The organism is Mesorhizobium sp. 113-1-2, from assembly GCF_016756475.1.
Lineage (GTDB): Bacteria > Pseudomonadota > Alphaproteobacteria > Rhizobiales > Rhizobiaceae > Mesorhizobium > Mesorhizobium loti_C.
On record NZ_AP023242.1, the window covers coordinates 1,992,481 to 2,015,000 of the forward strand.

Consider the following 22,520-nt stretch of genomic DNA (forward strand, 5'->3'; position numbering starts at 1 on the left):
GTCCTCCCACCCGAAATTCGGGATCGTGGAGGATTAAAAACAGCTCGGCGGGTTCGACAACGCCGCCGTTAGTGACAGACAGGGAGCAGGGGTTCTGATTTTCAGGAAGCGATTGTGGAGGATTGAGGAAAGCCTTGCCGATCTGCTCCGACTGATGCTTGACGAGGAAGGTCCAAATGCCCTCTGAACCTCACGATCACCACTGCTAGTGGATGGAATCTAACGCTTGGTGCCCACATTTAACTGCGGCTGATGATCCTCGAACCAGAATGATGACTGGCGTCGCGAGATAGTTCCCACCGACGGCAAGGGAAAATGCGAGGTTATGACGATGCGGCCATTGTCCGAGCAAGCCTCCAGGAATGCCCACCGCGTCCGGCGTGCCTGGTCAGGGTCTGTGTCGTACCGAAAGTTCCAGTCGGGGTATATGCATTGCATCGGCCAATGCATGAGATCGCCGGAAAACACGGCCCCAACGCCTCGAGATCTCAGGCCGATGGCTACGTGCCCCGGGGTGTGGCCCGGCGTCGGCTCTAGCCACACTTCGCTATCGAGTTCATAATCCATATCGACAAGCACAGCCCGACCAGCCTCGACGATTGGCAGCACATTGTCCTCATAGGTCCGTTCGTCGGCATCGCCGGAGGCCGCCCGTGCGGCCTCTAACTCGCGCCGCGCCATGATGTAGCGGGCGTTCGGGAATGTTGGTATCCAACGTCCGTCCACCAATCGTGTGTTCCAGCCGCAATGGTCGATATGAAGATGGGTGCACAGCACATAGTCGATCTGTTCGGGAGCAACACCTGCATTCGCCAGGCGCTCCAGAAAGGTGCCGTCATTGCGGCGGTGCCAATGCGGGAAGTATGCGCACGTCTTGTCGTTGCCGACGCAACCGTCGACCAGAATGGTGTGGCGCCCGGTACGAACCAGAAAACTCTGGATGGGAAAAATAAGCCGGCCGGTTGCCGGCGATATCAATCGGGGGGTGAGCCAATGAAGGTGCGGCTCGAGTGCTTCGTCGGTGCAGTCGGGGAACCATTCCGACGGCGTCTGCAGAGGGTCGCACATCTCCAGAATCCTGGTTACCCGGATATCCCCGATTCTCCAATCGTCCATTGACGCGACCTTTCTTCGATCGAGGACGGATCGCTAAAGATAACATTTTTGGCCAGATGGCGTCGGACATTTCCGTCGACAGGAGAAGGAGCCGATTGCGATGTGGCCACGCTTGCGATCGGGCACCAAGCGTTAGGTCTTAACCACTAGCTATTGAAATGCACCGCCGCCAACTTTGTTCGACTTAGCCTGTCCGGCAGCGCGCCTGCGGTTTGCTGGCGACACCTAAAGCGGATCGCTGCCGCCAGGATGAAGCCCACCATGCTGACAATTTAGCGACAAGCAGCAAGAGGGTTCATCGAACATATGATCGCCTTTTTCGGGGAACAACCTATACCGATGGCTCAATCAACTATACTTAGATATATTTGACAATTTTGATCGCGAAAGCCACACTTCCTGAAACGAGTGGGCGAGCGCGCAAGCGTGGAAGCGGACCAGCTCTCGCAGGGAGGGAGGCCCGACGAGGGCGTCGGCACATCGCCGCGTGGTCACTCCGGTGGAGATGAGCGCAGGTGTTATTGCCGGCTGGCGCCATCAGGCAAGCGGAAACGGTTAGGTAGCGACCGAGACCTACCTCTTCTCGAGCTTGTGCGCGCACTTGGCGCACAGAGTTGCCCTCCCTGAATGCGCCCGGAGCTACCTGATGGCAGGCAAGAAAGGAGATATTTCGACTGTTCGGTAGCCGAATATGCAGCGTGCTGATCGGGCCGGCCACCCGGTGCGCAGCCTGCATCGTACGTGCGTATGACCGACTGGCGATTCCCAAGAACTCTATGACGCGATGCTAGCGCTGTATCCGCGTCACGCAAATCCCGGTTCCCTGTGGGGCGGTGCAAACAGAGCCAAGCATCGCGGGCAAGGCACCAGCACACGCCCGCCCTTCGTCAGGACAGTGGCGGAATGTCGGGTATCGTTTCTGTCGGGTCGATTTGCGATTACGGGTTCGTAACTGTATTGCCCAGGGAGGGAGACGGCGGGGACCAGAATGCCATATGTTCCGGGGCCTGGAAGACCACGAACTGAGAGGGCTGTTCACGATCCGCACAATCAATTGAAGCGCGGCACGGACCGGCAACCCTCAGCGGCGGAAGCCAACGATGTCTTTCCTGTTCGCTTGGGCGGCTATGTCGATATTGACTAGGCTTTGGTGCGGCGAACAGCAGCGGCACCCAAATCGCTGGCCCGGCCGCCAGGATTCTTGATGGAACGCGCAAAGCGAACTTAAGCCGGTGCAAGTCGGGAGATTTGTACAGCACTGGCACAACCTTGAGTACCAGGACGGTGGCATGATGTCTGTGGTCGAGGTTTTGCCTACCGTGGAGGATGCCAAGTGAAATCCCGATGCGGTCGATTGCAATGGTCGCTATCATTTCTTTTTTTGGCGGATTTAATCTCGCTCGCCGCTCCGGCTCGCGCCACCGACGCGTATGGCCAAGCGGGTAACTCGATCTGGGAGTGGAATCACCTGACTGGGGACCGCAATGGCGACCGGAAGGCGCTTGAGGACAAGGGCATTAAGTTCACCCTCGATTACATTAGCGAGGTCATGGATGTAGCGAGTGGCGGCATCCGCCAGGGCGCGGCCTACGAAGGTCGCTTCGACGTCAACTTTGACGTCGACTTTGAGAAGCTTGGTCTGTGGCAGGGTGGATCTGCCCATGTGACGTTGTATCAAATACACGATCTCAATGATCGCAATATCGCCGCTGAGGTTGGCAGCCTCGGCGATCCAAGTAACATCGATGCGCTCCCGACGACGCGGCTCTTCACCGCCTGGCTCCAGCAAACGTTTGCAGACGGCAGCTTTGTCAAGTTGGGGCAGGTTTCGGCGGACGAGGATTTCGCAAACAGCAATTCGGCCGGCAAATTGCTCAACGGTGCGTTTGGATGGCCTGTGCTGAATGCGTCGGATATGCCGAGTGGCGGACCGGCCTATCCGCTTGCGACGCTCGGTGTGGTTTCGGCCATTTACCTCAAGCCGCAAGTCGTCGTGCGCGGTGGGCTTTTCAGCGGCGACCCGGCCGGCCGGGATTGCCAAGACGATCCGCAGGTTTGCAATTTTCACGGCACCACTTTCAGTTCGACCGGTGGCGCCCTGTTGATGGCCGAGCTGGCTTATGAGCTCAATCCGGACGGCGCGGCGGTCGGGCCATCGGCTTCTTACAAGCTCGGCGGCTGGTATCACACCAGCACGTTTGCCGATGAGCGATATGGCCTGAGCAGGCGGGGCAGTGTGGTGCCGCTCGCGTCGCCTCAAGCGGTGGGTCCGGTCATGCATTCAGGGAACTGGGGTGTCTACGCCTTGGTCGACCGGACGCTGTTGGAGGGAAACGGCACCAAAGTCGACGGCTTCTTGCGCGGGCAGTTGGCGCCGTCTGACAGGAATCTGGTGGCGTGGGAAGTCGACGCAGGGCTGGCCTTCACCGGGCTATTGCCAGCCCGCAAAGACGATACGCTGACCGTTGGCGTCAGTCACTCAGGAATCAGCCATGCGGCATCGGGACTTGATAGAGACACCGCAGCCGAAACAGGCACGGTGTATCCAATACGTCGCGGCGAGACCATCTTTGAGGTCGACTACAACTTCGTCGCAGCACCATGGTGGAACATCCAGCCTGATGTCCAGTACATCGTCCATCCTGGCGGAGGAGCTGCGAACGACGCGACCGGTCAGGCCATCTCCAACGCCTTTGTTGTTGGAGTCAGGAGCACCATCGACTTTTAAACTGCTCTCGCCGGAGTGATTCCGCACCAGGCCACAAAACCTGACTCAAAAAGCCGATCCCGTCACAGGCTAACTGCAAACACTAGGATGTAGACTCATTATCGCGAAGCCAGATCCGGATTGCGACGAGTTTGAGGGCTGCCGCCCGTAATCGGGGCGAGCGCCTGGCCGAGCAGCAAAACTGTGCATCGACCGCGGGCCAACTGGCGATCGCCAGCGACTCGGCGGCACATTCTGCGTCTGTCAAACAGCGCAGGAGGCGAACGATGGAATTCTTTTGTGGACTGGACGTGGCGATAGACGAGACGGCGGTTTGCGTCGACGACGATTAGGGCGCGGTTCATCTGGAGGCAGCGGTGATGACCGATCCCGAGGCACTGTTTGCGGTGCTGAGCCGTTTCTCGCGCGACTGCGGCGCGTCGGCCACGAGGCCGGCTCGCTGTCGCCCTGGCTGCATCCGGAACTCAAGAAACTTGGCCTGCCGGCCATCTGCCTTGAGACGCATCATGTGCGTGCCGTGATGTCATCGCAGCGCAATAAGACCGACAAGGCCGATGCGCTCGGTATCGCCTACATCATGCGCACGGGCTGGTTCCGCCAAGCCTACATCAAGTCGGAGAGTTGCTACCGAACGCGGCTTCTGCTGACCCACCGACGCAATCTGGAGGCCAAGTTCCTCGACCTCGAAACGCCATCCGCCACTCGCTGAAGTCGTTCGGCATCCGCCTGGGCAAGGTTGGACGCGGGGCGTTCGAGCAGGCTGTGCGCCAGGCGGTGGCGGACGATCCGCTATCCGGCGAACTGATGGACGCCATGCTGTCGGCGCGCGCGGCACTGTGGAAACAATATTGCCGGCTGCACGATCTCGTCGTCAAAATGGTGGCGCGCAACGAACCATGCCGTCGCTTCATGGCCATCCCCGGCGTGGGTCCGGTGACGGCGCTCTCGTTCATGACGGCGATCGACGATCCCACGCGCTTCCGCCGTTCACGCGACGTCGCGGCCTACTTCGGGCTGACGTCGCGGCGCTGGCAGTCGCGCACCTCGATCGACATCCAGGGACGCATCTCGAAGGCTGGCGATGCGGCGTGCGGCGCGCGCTCTACGAGGCGGCGTCGGGACTGATGACGAGCTTCAAGGGCAAGGACAGGGTCAAGAGCTGGGGCAAGGAGATCGCCAAACGCTCCTGCCACCGCAAGGCTTGTGTGGCGGTGGCGCGCAGGCTGGCGATGATCATGCACGCCATATGGAGCGACGGAACATTCTACGTCGGCGATGCGGCCCCGGGGCGAGGCAGATGCCACGCAAGCGCCCATGTCGAGGACCGCAAGCTGCTGGGAGCGCATCGATGAGCGGTGCGGCGGCAAATGAAACGCATGGCGACGGCACGCTGACGGACGCCATCTGAAAAACGAGATCCGCCCCGGCGGATGAGGACCGATGCAGACCAGGAACGACGGAACGCACGTTATCTTGCCCGCGGCCGTGCCGACGATGAGACAGCCGGACCGCGCTCGATTGCCTGTGACGATGCTCCGTCAGTCCGATGGAAAAGTGCGCCACGACGGTTCGAGCGCTGCAACCATGCGGCCGAAACACCCCGTCGCAGAGCGCGGAAGATTGCACGGCGCATCGGAACTCAACGTCCAAAAGCGGAATCGTAGCACGGAGAATAGATTCGTATATTATCGCATCATGGAGGAGGAACGACGATGGCTACAAAATATCACCAAACACAACCGATTAAGACGGCAAGATAAAAGGGCGCACATTGTGCTGCGGTCGGTTGGTTGTTTTTGCTAGGACTTTTTGCGCCCTCGGCACATTGTGAGGTTTTTCTGCAATGTGCGCTCCGATTCGAAACAATTGTTTTAGCTCAATAATTTACAATGTGCTTCTCAATCGGCGATTGCGATTGTCCACGGATATTTGGAAGTGGTTCCGCACCGCCGCGAGGTTGGGCCCTGGATGGCTGCCGCGTTGTCATGAGGGCAGCCTGCACCCTTGTCGACATGGCATCTTTGACCGGCAGTCTGCGACCTCGATCGCCCAAGTTGCGAACGTTGGCCCGGCTACTATGAATGGATTAAGCCGGCGCCACGCTGTCTTAAAAGTTATCCAAACCGCTGATAGGCGGATGACGAGCGATGTGCATCACCAGCCGCTGCTGGCGGTGCGATATCGGCCACGATCGAATTGAGACCTATTTCGCCGTGCAACTGACACGCCTTGAGCTTTACAATCGAGTCTGCGAGAGGCCTCTCAGCAAAATCGCTCCAGAGCTCGGAATTTCCGGCATGGTGCTGGCATCGATATGTAAGCGGTATCAGGTTCCCTATCCTGGGTCGGGATATTGGACGCGTAAATTGCTCGGGCTCCCGGTAGACTTGCCGCCACTGCCGGAGGCATCGGACGAACTGATTGAGCTAACGTCGCCGACTCCAAAGCCACGCCGAAAGAGAACCGCGAAAGAAGGCTCTGTTCGCAAGGCCAAACCTGCCGCGAAACCCCATCGCCCGGCGCGCCATCGGCTGCTCTTCGGCGTTGAAGAGCACATGCGAAAAACACGCGACGTAAAACAGGGCGAGTTCCTTAGGCCCTACAAGAGAATCCTGCCGGATCTGGTTTCCTCAGAGACCCAGTTGCTTCGCGCACTCTCGATCGCCAACGATCTCTATCTCGCGTTGGACGAACAGGGATACCGCGTTCAAGTCGCGCCGCCTGCCGACGACCTTGATCGCATCCGCATCAAAGAACAGGAGGTGGAGAGCAAGGATCGCAAATACGGGCAATATCACTCAGGGAGCATCTGGGCTCCGGATCGACCTACCGTCCTCTATGTCGACACGGTGCCGATCGGGCTCGCCATCACCGAAATGACCGAAAGAGTGACGGTGCGATACTTCAATGGTGAATACCATCGGGAGGACAGCAGGCTCATCCGGTCCGCCAAGCCTTGGCAGCTAACGCATTCCTGGACAAACGAGCAGGACATGCCCTGCGGGCGCTTTCGGGTTGTTGCCTATTCGCCGAAAAAGGGCGTCGACTGGTCTGTCAGTTGGCAAGAAACCGAGCAGGAAGCGATGGGCGCTCTGATCCCAAAAATCGTGGAAACATTGAAGGCGGCCAAGGGCACTGTTCAACGCCTTATGGACGCCGAGGATGTGGCGGCCGCGAAGAGGAAGAAAGAAAGAGAGGAGGAGTGGGAGCGCTATCTAAAGCAGGAGGACGCCCGCAAGGTGGCTCAGGCCCTAGCCGATAGCCAGCAGCAGCTTGCGGAAATTATTGAACGGTGGGGCAAGGCGATGACAATAGAGCGCTTTTTCGTGGACGCCGAAAAGCGGTTGAACACTACGGATGATGAAGATCGCCGCAAGCGCCTGGAGGAGCGTCTGGCTCTCGCGAGAGCAATGATGGAAAGCGTCGATCCGCTGGATTTCATCGAAAGCTGGCTGGCGCCGCAGGAGCGGTACCAGGCAAAATTCGTCTAGACCAGATTTGTGCTGCCTAGACTTGTTCTTGGCGGCAACGGGACCGTATCCGGACTGTCCGCTTTCGGAAAGCGCTTGGCGTTAAGGTGCCCGCTTCCGTGAAGCGAAGGGGCCGGTTGAGAAGCATCGACGCTGCCCCCTAACTCTTGCTACGCCCCCCTCTTTCATTAGAGCTAATCCTGCGCCATCATCCCGGCTGCTTGGAGCTCGCGGCGATCCACGCAGCTCATACATGCGAGGCCCTTCTATCGATTACCAGTCATAATTCGACGCATTCTTCCACTGCGCGTCAAAACAGCAAAAACCTGACTAATAACCTCTACCCCCTAATTGCTCGAATCTATTTATTCGTGCACGTTGCAATGGCTGGTGAAGGGGCGCACCAAGCGCTTCATACATTTAGTTTTTCGTGTGCACCGCACATGTGGGGATACTCTTGTCTTCAATCGGGTGGATTGATTTCGACGAAAAGGAGCGCGACCGGGCGAACGCCCTGATGCAGCTCTTCACCGAGCATGAGGCAAGGGACGAGCTGGGGCTGGGCGCGATCCGGGATTCAATTGCCGATCACCTCTTCCCCGGCACCAGCACCGTTCAAACTCGCCTCCGTTACATGCTGTTCGTGCCTTGGATCTTCTCCCGGCTTCCTCGGCATCGCAGCTCCATCGAGGTGCTGGATCAGATGCGGTCCGACCAGCTCAAGCTTCGTAATGCCCTGGTCGCAGGCATGGAGAGCAATGGCGTCATCGGCGTGAATGCCGGCCGCGAATTGAAGAGGCTGCCGGCCAGCGTCTATTGGGCTGGATTGGAGAATTGGGGCATCCGGTTGTTCCCCGGATCCATCGACTCCTATGCCGCTTCGCTGCCGTCCTGGCCGAAAGAGTCCAGCAGGGACCACGCCGAAGACGACTATGATGCGAACCGTTCCAGGCTAGCGCTGTGGCATCCGCAGCTTCCCGCGGCGCCAAAAGGCCTCTTCGAAAACACGAGCTTTGCACTGAGCGATGAGGAAGCCGAATTCATCGTGGACCGCCTCAACGCCAGCAATCCCGATAGCTTGCTGACCTTCCTCGCTCGGAAGGGCGGCAATGCTCGGGCCGGCTACATCTGGGCACATCCGCACGTCTCCGAATTCCCGGCCCGCATGCGCCGGCTCGTCGAGCACGCCTCGATCTTCTCGGAGGCCATGTACGGTGCTGCCCTTCACTACAATCTGCAGCTCAGCCAGCTCCGGGGCAAGGAGGACTGGGTCGAGGACTACAAGTCGGGCATCGCGAAGTGGCAGCAGGACCTTGATCTTGCCCGGTTGAAGCACTGGTCGCTGGAAGACTTCTGGGACGAGATCCGCCACCCCGCGCATCGGGTGCTCGAACCGGCGCGACGGTTCGTAACCGATTGGACCGACCTGCTCAAGATCAGTGGCGGCCTCAAGCGAAACAAGGCCAAGGGGCTGGCATTGGTGAAGGAGCGAGAGCGTCGCCTCAAGAAGGGACTGTCGCGCTTTACCAATCAGGCAGCACTGAGCCGCTGGAAGGGGGCGTCCGGCGCCTACCGCCTCCAGTTCCGCTGGTCGCAAGCGAGCCGTCATCTGCAGGACCTTGCCCGTGGCTAGGTCGATGTTGGATCCGGAAACGCGGCTTCTCTACGGCGATAGCCTGAAGGCTCCCCCGGGCTACGAGTTCGATTGCGGGGTGGCCACAACCTTCTCGATGGATTTCGAGACGGCCTTGGCAATCTCGGTCAGCATTGCCTTCTTGGTGTCTAAGAACCGAGACGATGTCCTGAGTGACCACGTCGCACTGCTCGAAGCCGTTGAACGCACTGCTAAAAGACTTGTCGTCTACGCCGATGCCGGGCAGATCCATGCCGACAGGGGCGAGGGATCACGCCTGACCTCACTCCTTGAGAAGACCATCGTTGAAGTGAAGTCGCCGGGCGATGGCAGCTTCCATCCCAAGTTGTGGGCAATGCGCTTCAAGCCGCTCGACCACGACGATCCAATTAAAATGCGCTTGCTGATCCTGTCGCGCAACCTGACGCGCGATAGATCCTGGGACGCTGCGCTGTCGCTCGATGGGACGGTCCTATCGAGGCCCTCCGCTGGCAACAGGCCACTGCACGATCTGCTTAAACAATTGCCAAGCATGGCCGTTGGATCGATGGACGACGCGCGGCGACGCATGACCTTGGCGATGGCCGACGAACTCAGATACGTCGAATGGGACATGCCTCCGGGCTGCGACGCCTTAGATTTACACGTCAATGGCATTGGAGCCGGGGGCTGGAAGCCAGCCAAGAGCAGGAGCATCGCCGTGATGTCCCCGTTCATTGACGAAGAGGCCCTGGAGCATCTGGCTGCCTTGGCACCGCGCGCGGCTAAGAAACTGATCAGCAGGCCCGACCAGCTTGCCTGCATCTCTAAGGCGACGTTGGGCAAGTTCGAGCAGGTCCTGGTGCTCGACGAAATGGCAGAAGGCGACGATGGCGAGGAGCCTCTGCCGAATGAGCAGCAGGGCCTTCACGCCAAAATCTTCGTTCAGGAAGACGGCCGACGCACGACGCTCACTCTGGGGTCGGGCAACGCCACCCGTACCGCCCTTCTCAACAAACGGGGACAGTCGACTCGGAACGTGGAGGTTTTCGCGAGCCTCCATGGTCAGAAGTCCAAGCTCGGCTCCATCGACGACATCCTGGGCGACCAGGGCTTCGGTAGGATGTTGAGGGCATTCGAGCCGGACGAGGTCGAAGCGACTGCAGCCCAAGAGGTCGCTGCCGAGCAGCGCCTTCTCGATGCACGAAGAACTCTGGCACGCGGAGTACTGTCGCTTCGCTGCGAAGCGCTGCAGGACGATACCAAGCGTTGGCGGCTGTGGCTGATCCCGAGTGACGGTTTGCAGCTTGGAGAGCTCGGTCGGATTCGCGCGTGGCCGATCACTCTTGGAGAAGGTCACGCCAAGGACGTGCTTGACGGCGTCCGAACCGACTCTCCCATCGATCTCGGTTCGGTCCCGCTGGTTGACCTCACCCGCTTCATCGCGATGGAGATCACTGATCTCGCAACGGGTCGCAGCGAGATCTTCAGCACGGGTCTCGACGTCGAGGGCATGCCGGAGGAGCGCGATCTTGCCATCCTCAATTGGGTCGTCGACAGCCGACAAAAGTTCATGGCTTATCTTCGGCTCCTTCTGGCGTCCTTCATCGAACATCCACTGCCGCCGCCCAACAAGACGAACGGCAACGCCAAGGGGGATTGGGGATCCGGCGCAGATGACGAGCCAATCCTTGAAGATCTCATGCGTGCCCTTTGCGCTGGTGACGGGCGCCTCGGCGCCGTCGATCGGCTCGTGACCCGGATGGAAGCCTGCGCCAAGGACGGCACCGACGACCGCCTCCCACCGCACTTCAAGGAACTCTGGCGGGTGTTCCGCACGGTCTTGGAGACTCAAGATGCGCGGTGAGCCTTTCGATGCGTCGTTGTCGCTGGCACAGCTCAAGCACTTCCAACGCAGAACGGTTGACTACGTCTTCGACCGTTTGCACGGGTCCGACCAAGTGCGCCAATTCCTCGTTGCCGACGAGGTCGGCCTTGGCAAGACGATGGTCGCCCGCGGTATCGTCGCCAAGACCATCGAGATGCTCTGGCCCAAAGCGAAGCGCATCGACATCGTCTACATCTGCTCCAATCAGTCGATTGCGGCACAGAACCTCAACCGGCTGAACGTGATGGGCAAGGAAGCGATGGCCCTGCCCACGCGCATCACGTTGATGCCGCTGCGGATGCGCGAGAAGAACACAATCAACGCGAACGGCGTGAACTTCATCAGCCTCACGCCCGGCACGACCTTCAACCTGCATTCGTCGAACGGCGTGATGGAAGAGCGCGCGCTGCTGCTGCGATTACTCGAACCGTTGGCGCCACTGGCCTCGCTAAAGAACGCTTTGCAGGTGGGCGCTAGCCGAAAGAATTGGAACTGGCAGGTCAGCCAGATGACCCTGGACGGCATCGACAAGACGATCGTCCATCGCTTCCAGTCCGCCGTCTCGAAGAACAAAGTGCTCATGGCCGAATTGGGCGAGGTGTGCGAGCTCTTCGGCACGTACCGGAAGAAATACCCGAAGCCATCCAATTGGGCGCGCACGTCCCTGGTCGCCAAACTGAGAAAGACGCTCTCGCACGCTTGCGTAGTGGCGTTACAACCAGACTTGATCATCCTCGACGAATTTCAGCGTTTCCGCGAGCTGCTATCGGGCGAGGACGATGCCGCAGAGCTGGCGCGCGCCCTCTTCGAGTATGGCGATCAGGAAACGGGTGCCCGCACCCTGCTGCTCTCGGCCACCCCATACAAGATGCTGACGCTGTCCGAGGACTCGCCCGATGACGGCGACCATTACAAGGACTTCCTTAAGACGATCGGCTTCCTGCACGGTCGTGATCGCGCCTCCGCGGTCGCTGATGAACTCGACCTGGAGATGCGCCAGTTTCGACGCTTCCTCCAGCAGTTGCCGGCGGCGACCAAGCAAGCGAAGAAGGCTCGTAAGGGCATCGAAGCTCGCCTCAAGAAGGTGATGAGCCGCACCGAAAGGGTCGACAGCACCATCGAGAGGGACTCGATGCTGAGCGAGCCACAGATGGAAGCGAAGGTAGCCGCGGAGGATCTTCGTCAAGCGATGGTGGCGGCGCAGGTCGCGCGAAGCGCTGGGGCGCCGGAGATCATCGAATACTGGAAGTCCGCGCCCTACCTGCTGAACTTCATGCGCGACTACAAGCTTAAGAAGTTGCTTAAGGACGCGGTGGCGAAGCCCAACCCCGCTCTTGTCGCAGCAGTTGCCGAGGCGGAAGCGTTGGCACTGCGGATGGACGACATCGAGAAGTACCAGCCAGTGGAGCCGGGTAATGCCCGGCTGAGAGCACTGATGTCGGACCTGTTCGACGCCAAGCTTGATCAGCACCTCTGGATCACCCCGTCGCTCCCCTACTATGGGGAAGCGGCCAAGGCGCCGCCGCTGACCAAGGCGTTGGTCTTCTCCGCTTGGCAGATGGTCCCGGACGCGCTCGCAGCCCTCATCTCCTACGAAGCCGAACGACGTATGGGCGCTGCGGAAACAAAGCTGGCCTATTCCGACGCAGCGAAACGCCGGCCTTTGCAGTTTCGGCTGGATGCCAACAATCGGCCGGCCACGCTGCGCACGCTCAACCTCATCTATCCCTCCCCTCTGCTGGCCGAACTGGGCGACCCATTTGCTGTTTTTGCGGCCGCTGCCAAACGGCCCTCCATCGAGGAGATGCGGACCGCATTGCGCCACAAGCTCGCCGAACGTCTTGCTGGGCTTCCCAAGGCCAAGGATGGCGAAACCTTGAGCGCGCGAGACTGGGAATGGTCGACGGCAGCGTTGCTGGACGTCGCGGCTGGCAATAGGGCATCGGAATGGCTGCGGAGCGGAGCCTTCGCCTCGACCGGCAATGAAGCAGGTTTCCGAGACCACGTCGCCGAGCTGATCTCCGCAAAAGGCATCGGAGAAGACGGCAGCGAAACTGCACTGGAATTGCTCGTGGATGTTGCGCTGGGAAGCCCCGCGGTATGCGCGGTCCGCGCCATTCGACGCATTGCGCCCGAACTTGCCTGGGATGCCCCAGAGCTTCTGGAGGCCGCGGCCCACGTGGCCTGGGGTTTCAGGACCCTGTTCAACCAGCACGAGACCGTGGCGCTGCTACGCCAGGAGAGCGATGAGCATTATTGGCGCAGCGTTCTCGCCCATTCCGCAGCACACAATCTCCAATCCGTTCTCGACGAATACGCCCATTACCTCGTCGAAGGCGAAGGGTTGGTCGCCAAGTCACCGACCGAGCGCGCCAAAGGCGTGGCAGAGGCCATGGTCAGGGCGCTGTCCATTCGCCCATCTCAGATCGAGGTCGACGACGTCAGGGCCGAGAACGGGCGCATTGTCTTCAGAAAGCCAATCAAGATGCGCGGTCGGTTTGCGATGCGCCTGGCCGAGCTCAAGGATGAGGAAGGTGGTGCCGTTCGGCTGTCAACGGTCCGCGAAGCCTTTAACTCGCCCTTCAGGCCATTCGTCCTTGCCACGACCTCGATCGGCCAGGAGGGTTTGGACTTCCATCCGTATTGCCACCGGGTATATCACTGGAACTTGCCAGGCAACCCGGTCGATCTGGAGCAGCGCGAAGGGCGGGTCCACCGCTTCAAGGGCCACGCCATTCGCCTGAACGTCGCCGAGGCACACGCTCACGCAGTGCGACAAGGCCGAAAGCCACCTGCAGACCCCTGGGCCGCCATGTTCGCCGCAGCACGACGCGCTACCAAAAGCCGCGACGAGCTCATTCCATATTGGATTTTTGAGGGCTCGACTAAGGTAGAGCGGCGCGTGCCGCTGATACCATTGAGCCGAGAGGAGAAGCGGCTCCAATGGCTGAAACGAAGCCTAACGGTCTACCGACTGGCGTTTGGGCAGCCAAGACAGGACGATCTCCTGGCCCACCTTGTCCGGCTGGTCGGCAATGGCTTCGATGCAAGCGAGTTCGATGAACTTCAGATCAGATTGCGGCCTTAGCATGAAGCTTCGAAACAACCTTCAGCACGAGCCACAAGCCTGGTCGAATGCCGGTTGGAGACAGGCCGAACCCATCAGATACGCGTTCACATGGGCCATATCGGCCATCCGGTGATCGGCGATGGACCGCCTTCGAGCTTAGGCGTTTCGCCTGACGACGCTGGGGAGCAATCCCCTCTGGTAACCGCCGCTGCCTACTTATCTGCTCTATGTCCAGTTCGGGGCCGTGAGTTGACGGTCCGGTCAGGGGTGTCGCCCAGCGATAGCTGCTGTTCGGCATTCGATCCATTGTTGGTCAATGCACTGATGACGCCAAGCGACCCAAAGCTGACGCAGTTGGCGAAGATGGGCGCAGCGTTCTCAAATCAGCTACTCGGATGTTAACCGTCTGGGGCGCTATACCGGTTCGGTCAAGTACATACTCGAAGTCTGAGAGGGCATTGTGGGCAAACAGGCGGACGACGCTCTGCTTCAGCGCATTGCAAACTGGAAGCTGGCCTACAGCGATGACACCACCGGTATCATAACCGCCATGGGAGCCATGCTCTGGGATCATGCCGCGTTCCGAACAGCAATCAGGATCGTCAGTCTCGCCAGCCAACGGCAGCGAGCGGAAGGTCCAGACGGTGATGGGCCATCGCTAAATCAGATGCTTTTCGATCTGTTGGCAAAGGGCTACTGGTCCAGTCTACTCCTCGGGGCTAGGAAGTTGCTTGATCCGCACCCACTTGTTGGCCCTCGTGGGGTCTATTCACTTCGGGCGATCCTCAACGACGTGAAAGCGTGCCGGCCTAAACTCACCCGGCGCATTTATGTCGAGCATCTTCGGATGTGCCGCTACGATCTAGAGGCACTTCGACAGGAGAACTGGCAGGCCGTGAAAGCCTCTGCGGGAAAGGCCATATGGGGCGACCCGGCCCTAACCCTCAGCGAATTTTGTCATAGAGACTTCGATTATCTCAGCGGGGTCAAGGAAGCCGATCGGAGCGAAATTGACCTGATCGATCCCGCCGTTCTGGACTTGATCGAAAGACGTCTCGCGGAGCTCGATCGCATCAGCGAATATGCCTCTACCCACATCGCTCATGCAGGCAACGCTGAGAGTCGTCTGGGGAGGAGTCTCGAGGAATTTGACATACGAGACGCGAGGGAGGCGCTCAAAGCTCTCAAGGAGATTACTGACTTGATCGGGCTCTGGTTTGCCAACGGGGAAATTTCCACTCTGGCCGTGTACCAGGGTAACCAATTCGAAGGGCTCGACATGGCTGCGGTGTCGGAAGCTGATATGCCGGAGCTTGATGCAAACTGGGACCTCATCGATCAGGATATTGCATCATGGCACCTAAAGCCCGAGCAGCTTCTTTCGGGAAATGGATAGGTCGGCGGCTAGGTCATCCCCTTGGGCGGCGTTGATAGGAGACCTGAGCAATTGCTACGGAGAACATGATAACTGTTTGAAATTCCTGCAGTTGATTGGTGTCCGTTCCAGATGGTCTGGTTTCAGCTCGCACCTAGCGAATAGCTGTCCTTCGGCATACGACCGATCGTTGCCGTTCAGACCGCGTTCATCGCCCACCGAACCTTCCGTTCGTTTAGTGTTTGTCGGACGGTAGACCGAGGCCGTATGGCGGCCTGCGGCTATCAAATCTGAGGGCGCCAATTGGGAGCGGGTACTTGCCCACTGCACTGGCTATAGAAGAACTGCACGTTTGCGCCTTCAAGTCACATGTCGCGAATGTCTTCACCCCACGGCTTAACAGCAATCGAGACGGCGGTTCCCGCCGCCATCTGTTTCAGCATCGACGTGAGCCGAGCTCGCCTGTTAGGTCCGGCGGGAATTCCAAGGCTGTGATCACCGCGTCGACAGGCGAGAACGTCGCCCATTAATTTCGCAGGGTTCTCAGACCAGGTGCGTTCTTGGTGACGAGTATGCATCAACCCTTCAATGACTTTCTCGGCGCGCTGAATTCGCACGCCCCTCGCGCCGTAAAACCACACAAAGGAAGCTGCGGTTATGTCGAGCATTCGTTGGCATTGCTGTGGAAGCTTGGGATCCACATTGTGTAGCCACTTCGACTGCACGAGAAACCCCTTGTCAAACTGGCCCTCCACGCTCACACCGATGAACATGTCTGTCCCTATTTTTTTCTCGAGTGCTCCAATGCCTTTATCGGGCATGTCTTGGGTAATGATTGACAATCCTGCCCCGAGAAAGCGCTCGCCGTTCAGCTTGTCCTCAAGAGCTTGTCCAATTCGGGAGCTAAGCTGATGCTCCTGCGTGAGGGCATCGTAATGCTCGACTACGACCTCGTCGATCACTGAGCGAAAAGCTTCCGATATTACGTCGCGCTGATTTTTTGTGAGTATCATCTATTCCAGCAAATTCTTTTCCACAGCTTCCAATCCCGTGAAGTCGACGCTTCAAGGAGATGGATACAAATGAATATCCAATCTAACTTGCCCGCAGCATGCCCAACTCGCCCCCGCATGAACCTTTACGCTAGATATAGCCGCTAGCTCATGCCTTTCTGATATATCTAACGACGGAAACGCTGGCCAACACTACTCCGGAAAATCCGCTTGTGCGGAAAACCCATAGAGAAACTTCTCAGTCGCCTACTCGCCCTGACACGGAAGGCTATCCGGTAAGACCTAACGTCCGCTTTCAGGCAATTGCTAGGTCGCTTGGAATGACGAAGTGAGGCGCAAAGCAGGCATGTCTTATGCGGGTCCGGAGGCCGTCAATCCGCTATTGGATCGTAACTGCCGAGAAGCCGTCGCTGCAGAACAACTCTATCTGGCACCTCTGCTCGCATATCCGTGGCGACGGCGACGCTGGTGCGGCTTTACGCGGCCTGCAGAAGCTTAAGGTGGCGATGGGGGGCCTCTCTATAATGGGAGTGCGGCAAGACTTCCCACTATTTGGCGTTTGAACGGCCATTCAAGAGATCCTACCTACGAACCTCCATTCTGGAGGTCAATTTGATAATTTGGCTCTCGGGGCCGACAGGGGCCGGCAAGACAACAATGGCTGGATTGCTCGCAACGGTTGGGTACAGCGTGGTCCGTGAGTCTGCGCCTTCTCAGCTTTTCGCTGATTTCGTGAAGGACCCGGGACAATACTGCTCACAGGTTCAAGAAGCGATTATGCGTTCCAGGCACTCTCAATGGAAGGCTTTGCCCGACCGGAAAAAGGTGGTGTTTGACCGTAGTATTGACGAGGATTTTTCGATCTTTTGCCGGATGCATGGCATGTCGGGCCTTATTGACGACGAAACGCTTCAAAGGCTGAGGGTTCTCTGTCGTGAATTTAAAGAAGATATGCCTGTTCCCGACTTGATCCTCTACCTCTCCGCCGACATTGAAACGCTTGCGGGTCGCATAAAAGGTCACCCCAAAGTAATCCGGGACCATCTAGGCACACAGTTGAAATTGTACGATGAATGGATTTCGGGTCGCCCCGAGAGTCTTGTAAGGCTCGATAATTCGAAATGTCGGCTTGAGATCCTAATCAACGCCTTTTAGTGAGAATTCGATGTTAAGCCCAATCCAGCGTTGGATTATCTTCGGTGTGTTTTGCCTCGCGACCGTGGGCTTCATGTCCCTCGAAGCGTCTCTCATCTGGGCAATGATCGACAAGGGGTTTTCGGGAGGCAGCACGGTAGCCGCCGTCATGAACACTACAGTGTTGGGTGGCATAGGATTCCTGTTTAAGAAACTGGTCGAGGATACCTTCGTTAAACCTGAACTCCTTCCCATGGGCAGGTTGCATCGTCTTGCAACGGACCGAAGCGGCATTATCGAGGATGGTCGCCGCAGCAATCGGGAGGTTTTTGAAACGCGCAAGGCATTGGTGACCGGTACGCTGCGATTTGTCGAAGAAACGCTTCAGGGCTGGGTTCCCGGCTCTCACTTCGAGCTTTGCGTGTTCGTCGATGCAAAAGAGCCACTGCTGTTCAGCTACTTCGACTCTAACCATGATACAGTGGCGCGCAGCATGTCTCTTCGTGAACAGAACGCAAAATTCTATATCGAGAAGGGCTACGAGGTGACCAAGGTCTTGTCAAACCCCACCTCGCAGCCGCGCGTAGTCGGCGATACCCACGACACCAAGGCAAGCTATTCGTTCACGACGGACGAACAGCGCAAGCAGATCAGGTCGTCGGTACTTCTTAGCTTGGATTTGGGACGGCCGTTCGCGCTTGTTGTGTCTAGCAATGTCAAAGGCGCATTCAAGGAGAGCGACGCCAAACTAATGTCATTCGTCCGTTATGCCGGAGAACTCATACGTTCCGACCTGCTGGACGACGGGTTCGTTGACGAAATCCGCGCGATGAAGCCCGCATTGTTTCCGGCTAGCGTGCCGATGATCGAGAGTAACGCGGCTGCGAAGATCGGTGCGTGAAGGCGAGGTAGCCGGTGCCCTCGCGGCGTTAGCATTTCCCGAATCTTCCGCATCTGCAGAAATTAAACCGCGTTGTCTACGGCGTGCCCCGTCCAGACCCTTGGCCGGCATGTCCGCTTTGGGATACCTGAATGAGGCGCAAACCCACCGCTCGCTCGCTGCGGCGCGGTTTAGGGCGCGCTCGCGAGCGGCTATGCGCGGACTTATTCTGAATGACTGCTGTTCGCTTTGCGAATGACTGTTTCCGGTTCCATTCCTAGCGCGTTGGTGACGCGCCCAAGAACACTTACCGAAGCATCAGCGCGTTCAATGGCATCTATCTAGCGGGCGATCAGACCGGAGCGCCTGCCAATTCCTCGGGACTTATGTGCCGTCGGCTTCGGGCTTGCCGGTCGTCTTAGAGCCTAGACCAGCTTCGACAAGTCGGCGGAAAGCCTCCGATCTGGTGGGAAGATCGGGCTGATTTCGGCGCCATTCGTCAACGCGGGCAAGCAAGTCACTCGTAAGCCGCAGTTCGAAGCGCTCAGTTTTGTTATCAATAGCATCGGGCGTGTTTGACAATGACTATGTCCGTAATGTACGGTATGTACGTAAATTGTGGTTTGCGCTTTGCGGCCGAACAACGTGCACGAACACGTCGCTCGGCCTGACCACAACCCAAGCTGTTTGGAGCTCGGATCATGGTTGATTCCGACAATACCACGACTTTGCCTTTCGTCATCGGCCGGCAACGCGATGAGCTTGAGAGGCCAGAGCCCCAGGCCACAGATTCCGCGTTGAGACTGTGGAGCGAGTGGCAACGAGCTCGGTATGCCTCATTGCTGCTGTGCCGAATTCAGCAGCGGATGGAGGCGCGAATGATCGCCAATACCGGAATTCAGGTATTGACCGCAGGCGAGCCGATGCCGTGGCAACTATCAGTGTCTACTATGGGCCTAGACTCTGAGCATCTCATAGCTTGCGAAGCCGAGGTCTTTGCGATGACCGAAGCTCTAAAATTTCAAGATTCGATCCCCGAAGTCGAGGCTACGTCGCTCGTCGGCGTCATCGCCAAGTTGGAAGTGATCGTCGGCGCCGATCGAGATATTGGTGATCCTGCCGATTTCCCGTGGCCGCACATAGCTTCCGTGCTGCGTGACTTGAAGGCGATCGCGGGAGGTTTGCCGATTGGCCGCCGGAGCCGGGAAAGGACGCGGAGCGACGTTGCCAAGCATTGGGAGTCCGCGGTCAAGCTGGTCGCGGCCCTGAAAGAGGAAGGCGCGGCGGAGTGCCGTGGCGATGTAGCGCTCTCCTGACACGCCGAAACCGCACGGCGCAAGTCATTGCACGCTGTGGCCCTATCACGTGAATTTCGTGCTTTCCTTCGCCGCTCGGCGGCCTCTGATCGCAGGTCGATCCACCATTGGGAGCGACCGACATGTCAGAGGAAACCAGGACTGAGCCGCAGGCGTTGGTTCCGGCAAACAATAGCGGCGACCTCGTCGGCCCCGAAGGTCGCACTGCAAACATGAGGGTCGCCAAACTGGATAGGGTGGTGCTGGATATTGCCCGGCTGATCGGCCGGCAGTTGGCGCGGGAGGCATTCGAGGTGGGGCAGGCGGCCAACGACAATCGGCCGGGCCGCCAAGAGGGAGAGGGCAGGGGGCAGGACGATAAGCCCTCTGGCAACAGGAGAGAGGATCTGCCGCCATGACCCGTGTCGCACTCTATGCCCGCTATTCTTCCGACAGCCAGCGCGATGCCTCCATCGAGGACCAGTTGAGGCTGTGCCGCGAGCAGGCGGCGCGCGAGGGCTGGAGCGTGGCGGGTAACTATGAGGATGCGGCGATCTCCGGTGCCAGCACCGTGCTGCGACCAGGCATCCAGCATTTGGTGCGCGATGCCCAACGCGGCCGCTTCGAGGTGGTGCTGGCCGAGGCGCTCGATCGCATCAGCCGCGATCAGGCAGATGTGGCCATCCTCTTCAAGCATCTCAAATTCGCCGGCGTTGCCATCGTGACATTGGCCGAGGGCGAGATCAGCGAGCTGCATGTCGGCCTCAAGGGTACGATGAATGCTCTGTTCCTCAAGGACCTTGCCCTCAAGACCCATCGCGGCCTGCGGGGCAGGGTGGAGAAGGGCAAGGCCGGTGGCGGGCTGTGCTACGGCTACCAAGTGGTGAAAAAGCTGGATGCCGCAGGCGAGCCCATCCGGGGCGATCGAGAGATCGTGCCGGAGGAAGCGACTATCGTGCGTCGCATCTTCCGCGAGTTCGCCGCCGGCAAAAGCCCGAAGGCGATCGCCGTTGACCTCAACAAAGAAGGCGTTGCTGGTCCGCTCGGCCGACACTGGGGCGATACCAGCGTGCGCGGGCATGTCATCCGGGGCACCGGCGTGATCAACAATGAACTATATACCGGGGTGCTGGTTTGGAACCGCCTGCATTTCGTCAAGGATCCTGCCACCGGCAAGCGGGTCTCTCGGGCCAATCCGCCAGCCAAATGGATCCGCACCGAGGTGCCGCATCTCAGGATCGTTGAGGACGAATTGTGGCAGGCCGTGAGGGAGAGACAGAAATCCATCGCCAGCCAGTTCGAGGTGGTGGCGATCGCCACGCGCAAGGCCCGGGCGAGGAAGCTGCACACCATGAAGCGGCCGGTCTCCCTTCTTTCCGGCCTGCTTACGTGTGGCTGCTGCGGCGGGCGCTACGGGTTGTTCACACGAGACCGCTATGCCTGTCTCAACCACCAGCGCCGGGGCATCTGCGACAATGGCCGGACCATCACCCGCGAGAAGATTGAGCAGCGAGTCCTCGCAGGCCTAAGGGAAAGGCTGGTCTCGGCCGATAACGTGGCCGAGGCGATCAGGGCCTATGCCCAAGAGACCAACCGCCTCAACCAGGAGCGTCGCGCGCAAGGCGAACAGGACCGCAAAGCGCTCGACAAGATCGAGCGTGCCATCGCCGGCATCATGGCCGCGATCGAGGATGGCCTATACCAACCTTCGATGAAAGCGCGAATGGAAGACCTGGAGAGGCAGAAGGCGGAGATCGCCGTGCGTCTGGCAGCGGCGCCCACTGACGTGCCCGACCTGCATCCCAACATCGCCACTCTTTATAAGAAGCGGGTCGAGCAACTCACGCAAGCGCTCGCCGACCACGAGGACGGACGTCCAGCCGCTGAGGCATTGCGCTCGTTGATCGGAGAGATCGTCCTCACACCCGGCGACAAGCGCGGCGAGGTCCATGCCGAGCTGCGCGGCGAGCTGTTCGGCATCCTCGAACTCGCCAAACCTGACCCAAGCCAACAGTCCGACGATGTTATGACAAAGGGGGCATCCTGTCCCCGCAACCAACATTCAACGGCCCGCCTCAAGCGGGCCGTTTTGCTTTTTGCTGACGCTGGCCGCCGATTCGAACCTGTCATCAGCGGCCCGCAAGCAGGCAAAGCCAAAGCCGCAGGACAGAAAACTCAAAGCCTACCCCAAAACCAACATAAAACGGCCCGCTAGGCGCAAAGCCAGAAGGCCGTTCGCATTGGCGGCGCGGACGTCGTCAGTCGATGAGGAACGCAGGGCTTGAAAAGAGGCCTCAGCCCAGCCGCGCGAAAAAGAATCGGACCCTCTCGGCAGAGGCCGACGGCAAAGCCGAATCGAAGCGGCGGCCCACAACCAAATGCGAAATGAATTTAGCAGCGGGCTTCTTTTTCAGCCGGCTTCAGTGCCGTCATCTCTCCTGGATGACGAGAGCAGATTGCTGCAGCTATCGATTGCGGGTTCGATCCCGATCGCGCCGGCGGCTTGGGGCCGGCGATACATCGGCTCTACCGAAGCGGGCGAATCAAACCCCTGTCTGCGGAACAATCCGAATCAAGGCGGTGCTACCGAATCGACCGATTCTGGCAATAAATGACATCTATTGCTATATTCCTATGATCCCATATTTTTCCAGAGGTTGTCATGCCAAATTACGCCCTGAACGACCACTATGAGAGCTTCATCAGGAAGCAGCTCGAATCAGGCCGCTACAACAATGCCAGTGAGGTTGTCCGCGCCGGCCTGCGCATGCTCGAGGATTTCGAGGCGGAGCGGGAGAGGTGGCTGCGCGAGGAAATTCCGGGACGCCTGGCCGAGCTCCAACGGGAACCGGCGAAGGGGGTTCCTGCCGAAACGGTCTTTTCCCGGCTTGAAGCGCGTCATCGCGCGAAGCAGGCGAAAGCCAAGTAGGGGGTGGAGT

The 22,520-nt window shown here is 59.0% G+C and carries 15 protein-coding genes and 2 pseudogenes (1 of these 17 running past the window's edge); 15 read left to right on the top strand and 2 right to left on the bottom strand.

The window, feature by feature from the left end:
- Positions 1–219: 219 nt before the first annotated feature.
- The gene (locus JN279_RS09590; protein WP_202352630.1) at positions 220–1,068 is read right to left on the bottom strand and encodes an MBL fold metallo-hydrolase; all 849 of its coding nucleotides are present in this window, start codon (positions 1,066–1,068) and stop codon (positions 220–222) included.
- A 1,381-nt stretch (positions 1,069–2,449) separates the two neighbouring features.
- Here JN279_RS09590 and JN279_RS09595 point away from each other — a divergent pair.
- The 8 genes and pseudogenes from JN279_RS09595 to JN279_RS09630 all read left to right on the top strand — a co-directional run bounded on the left by JN279_RS09595 (position 2,450) and on the right by JN279_RS09630 (position 15,280).
- The gene (locus tag JN279_RS09595) at positions 2,450–3,844 is read left to right on the top strand and encodes a carbohydrate porin (RefSeq protein WP_202352631.1); all 1,395 of its coding nucleotides are present in this window, start codon (positions 2,450–2,452) and stop codon (positions 3,842–3,844) included.
- 266 nt (positions 3,845–4,110) lie between these two features.
- A pseudogene (locus JN279_RS09600) lies at positions 4,111–5,196 on the top strand (IS110 family transposase).
- A 795-nt stretch (positions 5,197–5,991) separates the two neighbouring features.
- Positions 5,992–7,335 carry a hypothetical protein gene (locus JN279_RS09605; protein WP_244734486.1) on the top strand — a complete coding sequence of 448 codons (1,344 nt, stop codon included), beginning with the start codon at positions 5,992–5,994 and terminating at the stop codon, positions 7,333–7,335.
- 436 nt (positions 7,336–7,771) lie between these two features.
- Positions 7,772–8,947 carry a DUF6361 family protein gene (locus JN279_RS09610; protein ID WP_096450557.1) on the top strand — a complete coding sequence of 392 codons (1,176 nt, stop codon included), beginning with the start codon at positions 7,772–7,774 and terminating at the stop codon, positions 8,945–8,947.
- Positions 8,948–8,951: 4 nt separating this feature from the next.
- Positions 8,952–10,793, top strand: a complete 1,842-nt coding sequence (locus JN279_RS09615) for a phospholipase D family protein (RefSeq protein WP_202352632.1) — start codon at positions 8,952–8,954, stop codon at positions 10,791–10,793.
- Positions 10,783–13,902 carry a helicase-related protein gene (locus JN279_RS09620; RefSeq protein WP_096450555.1) on the top strand — a complete coding sequence of 1,040 codons (3,120 nt, stop codon included), beginning with the start codon at positions 10,783–10,785 and terminating at the stop codon, positions 13,900–13,902. Before JN279_RS09615 ends, JN279_RS09620 begins: the two co-directional genes overlap by 11 nt.
- A gap of 33 nt (positions 13,903–13,935) precedes the next feature.
- Positions 13,936–14,025, top strand: a pseudogene (locus tag JN279_RS09625) (pseudouridine synthase); the annotation flags it as partial.
- 319 nt (positions 14,026–14,344) lie between these two features.
- Positions 14,345–15,280 carry an AbiU2 domain-containing protein gene (locus tag JN279_RS09630; protein WP_096450553.1) on the top strand — a complete coding sequence of 312 codons (936 nt, stop codon included), beginning with the start codon at positions 14,345–14,347 and terminating at the stop codon, positions 15,278–15,280.
- A gap of 344 nt (positions 15,281–15,624) precedes the next feature.
- On the opposite strand, the gene JN279_RS09635 is transcribed toward JN279_RS09630, so the two are convergent.
- Positions 15,625–16,221 carry a hypothetical protein gene (locus JN279_RS09635; protein ID WP_202352633.1) on the bottom strand — a complete coding sequence of 199 codons (597 nt, stop codon included), beginning with the start codon at positions 16,219–16,221 and terminating at the stop codon, positions 15,625–15,627.
- A gap of 663 nt (positions 16,222–16,884) precedes the next feature.
- Between JN279_RS09635 and JN279_RS09640 the strand changes: the two genes are divergently transcribed.
- The 7 genes from JN279_RS09640 to JN279_RS09670 form a co-directional block, all read left to right on the top strand.
- The gene (locus tag JN279_RS09640) at positions 16,885–17,427 is read left to right on the top strand and encodes a deoxynucleoside kinase (RefSeq protein WP_274608676.1); all 543 of its coding nucleotides are present in this window, start codon (positions 16,885–16,887) and stop codon (positions 17,425–17,427) included.
- 10 nt (positions 17,428–17,437) lie between these two features.
- Positions 17,438–18,307, top strand: coding sequence for a hypothetical protein (locus tag JN279_RS09645; protein WP_096450545.1), 870 nt, complete (start codon positions 17,438–17,440; stop codon positions 18,305–18,307).
- Between the two features lie 680 nt (positions 18,308–18,987).
- Positions 18,988–19,602 (top strand): hypothetical protein, encoded by a 615-nt coding sequence (locus JN279_RS09650; protein ID WP_244734488.1) that lies wholly within the window; start codon positions 18,988–18,990, stop codon positions 19,600–19,602.
- 122 nt (positions 19,603–19,724) lie between these two features.
- A complete protein-coding gene (locus JN279_RS09655; protein WP_096450543.1) occupies positions 19,725–20,000 on the top strand; it encodes a hypothetical protein in 276 nt (91 codons plus the stop codon).
- Positions 19,997–21,796: a recombinase family protein gene (locus JN279_RS09660; RefSeq protein WP_202352634.1), complete on the top strand. Its 1,800-nt coding sequence runs from the start codon at positions 19,997–19,999 to the stop codon at positions 21,794–21,796. The genes JN279_RS09655 and JN279_RS09660 overlap by 4 nt, the downstream gene beginning before the upstream one ends.
- A 447-nt stretch (positions 21,797–22,243) precedes the next feature.
- Positions 22,244–22,510, top strand: a complete 267-nt coding sequence (locus tag JN279_RS09665; RefSeq protein WP_096450539.1) for a type II toxin-antitoxin system ParD family antitoxin — start codon at positions 22,244–22,246, stop codon at positions 22,508–22,510.
- Between the two features lie 3 nt (positions 22,511–22,513).
- Positions 22,514–22,520: the start of a type II toxin-antitoxin system RelE/ParE family toxin gene (locus JN279_RS09670; protein WP_096450537.1), read on the top strand. Its footprint extends 305 nt past the window's final position; only the first 7 of its 312 coding nucleotides appear in the window; it begins with the start codon at positions 22,514–22,516; its stop codon lies off the right edge, out of view.

What these genes read in the sequence shown, in the direction of transcription:
- JN279_RS09660 (WP_202352634.1), top strand. Translation starts at nt 19,997, where the DNA reads ATGACCCGTGTCGCACTCTATGCCCGCTATTCTTCCGACAGCCAGCGC.
- JN279_RS09655 (WP_096450543.1), top strand. Translation starts at nt 19,725, where the DNA reads ATGTCAGAGGAAACCAGGACTGAGCCGCAGGCGTTGGTTCCGGCAAAC.
- JN279_RS09605 (WP_244734486.1), top strand. Translation starts at nt 5,992, where the DNA reads ATGTGCATCACCAGCCGCTGCTGGCGGTGCGATATCGGCCACGATCGA.
- JN279_RS09620 (WP_096450555.1), top strand. Translation starts at nt 10,783, where the DNA reads ATGCGCGGTGAGCCTTTCGATGCGTCGTTGTCGCTGGCACAGCTCAAG.
- JN279_RS09615 (WP_202352632.1), top strand. Translation starts at nt 8,952, where the DNA reads ATGTTGGATCCGGAAACGCGGCTTCTCTACGGCGATAGCCTGAAGGCT.
- JN279_RS09590 (WP_202352630.1), bottom strand. Translation starts at nt 1,068, where the DNA reads ATGTGCGACCCTCTGCAGACGCCGTCGGAATGGTTCCCCGACTGCACC.
- JN279_RS09665 (WP_096450539.1), top strand. Translation starts at nt 22,244, where the DNA reads ATGCCAAATTACGCCCTGAACGACCACTATGAGAGCTTCATCAGGAAG.
- JN279_RS09650 (WP_244734488.1), top strand. Translation starts at nt 18,988, where the DNA reads ATGGTTGATTCCGACAATACCACGACTTTGCCTTTCGTCATCGGCCGG.
- JN279_RS09645 (WP_096450545.1), top strand. Translation starts at nt 17,438, where the DNA reads ATGTTAAGCCCAATCCAGCGTTGGATTATCTTCGGTGTGTTTTGCCTC.